Annotated in this window: 3 protein-coding genes; all 3 read right to left on the reverse strand. The window is 28.4% G+C overall.

What is annotated here, in order from left to right; translation table 11 throughout:
* Positions 1-181: 181 nt before the first annotated feature.
* Positions 182-418 (reverse strand): hypothetical protein, encoded by a 237-nt coding sequence (locus ACTTKP_RS12015; RefSeq protein ID WP_442554123.1) that lies wholly within the window; start codon positions 416-418, stop codon positions 182-184.
* Between the two features lie 185 nt (positions 419-603).
* Positions 604-1,860, reverse strand: a complete 1,257-nt coding sequence (locus tag ACTTKP_RS12020) for a sensor histidine kinase (protein WP_442554124.1) — start codon at positions 1,858-1,860, stop codon at positions 604-606.
* A 7-nt stretch (positions 1,861-1,867) separates the two neighbouring features.
* Positions 1,868-2,572, reverse strand: a complete 705-nt coding sequence (locus ACTTKP_RS12025; RefSeq protein WP_442554125.1) for a LytR/AlgR family response regulator transcription factor — start codon at positions 2,570-2,572, stop codon at positions 1,868-1,870.
* Positions 2,573-2,877 lie beyond the last annotated feature (305 nt).

Consider the following 2,877-nt stretch of genomic DNA (forward strand, 5'->3'; position numbering starts at 1 on the left):
TTGCAGCCTGTTACAACAAACATAATCATAAATAAATATACCACTTTTAATTTTTTCATAACTATCAGCCAATTCACCTTTCAATGTAATAAATCTTCAAAAATAATGCTATATACTTGTAAAAATGACGGACTACAACTTGTATAATCCGTCACCATTTCTGATATTGCATAGCTTAAAACTACCACTTCTTATCGTTGATAGCCTCATTATAGTTAGCTGCATAATTAGAGCCGCCTTTACAAGTTGCTGCACATGTATTTCCATTGAGTGCTATTTGTATAACAGCTCCTACAGTTCCTGACTCAGTATTACACCTACAGCCACACTTATGTGCAGCTTCAGCAACTGTTATTTCTTCCCTAATTATACCTAGAACAATTAATGTTTCTGCTAATCGAATGGCTATCTGTCGCAATGTATCAAACTCCTTTTAATTTTATAATCAACTTTACCACTTATCTGCATAATACCATTTTTTTGATAGTTTTCAATACAAGCCGCAAAAAACGGACATCAGATTGCAAAAAACGGACATTGCTTTTTTACATCATCCCATTATTGGCATCAAAAAAGCGAGTAGTCAAACTCGCTTTAATTTGATTAAATCTCTATATAATGAGTAAAATACCCCTCATCTACATCAATATAATGTTCTGCTTTATACTTTTCAATAACTTCTTTCACATTTAGCAAGCCTAGCCCATGCCCATCCTCTTTTTTCGTAGTTTCAATTACATTATCTCTTATTTCCATACTCTCTTCTAAAGGATTTCTTACCATAAGTTCCAATTGATTGTTATTATGAATACTAAAAAATATTTCTCTTTTGTTTTCTATCAACTTCATGTTATACTCTATCGCATTATCCAACAAGTTGCTGATTAGTACGATTAAATCTTGGCTCTTTATCTTTATATTCGTTAAATTATCCAGTTTTAATATCATAGTAATATTATTTTTTAAACACTTTTCATATTTAGCATTTATTAATACATCAAGCAAATGGTTTCCTGTCGCCACAAAATTTTTCGCCAATTCATATTCTAGAGAAATACTTTCCAGATATTGTTTCGTTCCTTCGTAATTACCCTGCTCTAATAATCCTTTAATGCAAATTAAGGTGTTGGAATAATCGTGCATAATCTTTCGCTGCAACGTATCTTTTTCTTCCAGCTTCTGCCATAATTTAAGTTCATTTTTTGCTCTTTCCTCATTAATACTTTTAGCTCTTAATCTATTGCTAATTTTAATAAAGTCACTTAAAATATAGTAAATAAAGAAATTATTGAATATTAGTGTAAACGGTACAAGATATTTACTGGGAATAATATTATATTCACTGGGAATTATGTATGTAATTAAGCCCGCTATCGTCAGAAAGGAAATTAATATAAATTTATATATGTATCTGTTTTCTAAAATAATTTTACTTTTTTTCAGTGAAAATATCGCTATAATCAACACACTAATTAGCCTGCTCAAGCTGTAAGCTATAAATACATTTTTAGGTGATATCATAAAATCTTGTAATTTTGTATCCATCTCAATAACAGTTACTAAAACATAGTCTGTCATAAAAAATAATCCATATATCGAAATAGCTGCCAAGCAAATGCTTAGGATCTTATCCTTATAAAAAATATTCATCATCAAACATATTACTATTGTTAAAATAACATATTTTAACAGTAGATTACTTATACAAAACATTACTCCTATACTAATCAGCAGCAGTAGCAAAATCATTACCACAAACTTTATTTTTTTATCCATTTTCCTTTTGTAAAAAAAATAATTGCATACCATGTGAAAAATGGATAAATCTACTATCAAAAAGAACAGCTCGCTAATCCACATAAAATTCTTACCTCCATAATGTTTTCTTTATACTTATTTTCTTTTTTATCTCACTATATCTGACTTTTGGGATGGGAATTTCAATACTATCATTTCCATCTGACAATACTAGTGTATAACATTTTACATTTTCTACATAAAGAATATTTACCAAATAGCTTTGATGAACCCTAAGTAAATTCTTTGAATTTAATTTCTTCTCAATATTATCTAAGGTATCATAAACACTATAAACATCTGTATTTTTTAAATGAATCATTACCTGATGTTTATTGCTTTCAAGATAGATGATGTCTTTGATATTTACTTCAAGATCATTTAAATTTACTTTTTTTAACCCTAATTTAGCAATAATATTTTGAATACACTCTGTTAATTCCTGCTTTAATGTATCTTTCAAAATAAATCGAAAGGCATTTACCTTATAGCCAACAATCGAATAATCTATAAACGATGTTATAAAAACAATTAACTTATCATAACCGTTATCTCTTAGCCTTTTTGCAATATTAATCCCATTCGTAGTTTTTAACTCTATATCTAAAAATATCACATCAAAACTATTAATATTAGAAGCATCAAGCAAATTTTCTCCACTATTGTAAGTGCTGATTTCATGCTTTATTTTTAACTTTCTTAGTTCCTCTTGCACTAACTCGACAATCTTATCTAAACTTATATGTTCATCATCGCAAACTGCAATTTTCAGCATATGCCCTCCACTTCTTACTATGTCCCAGAGATGTATCTATATCGTTTGTATGTTATTATATCTTACATTTTGCATATTAATATTTAAACTATATTATTAATTATAAACTTATTACATCCCTTACTCAACTCATCTACATAATTTTTAGAACTTCTTCACAGACAGTAATATCTGAAATTCCAAATAAGTTGAGTTATGCAAACTTTAGAATTATACCGACTTTCAAACAGGAGTGTTATGTTTGGTAAATTACAAATATTAAAAGTCGGTATAACTACAATTATCTGTAATTCCAGGTATCTGAG

Source organism: Catonella sp. (assembly GCF_052169795.1).
In the GTDB taxonomy this organism is placed as follows: domain Bacteria; phylum Bacillota; class Clostridia; order Lachnospirales; family Lachnospiraceae; genus Catonella.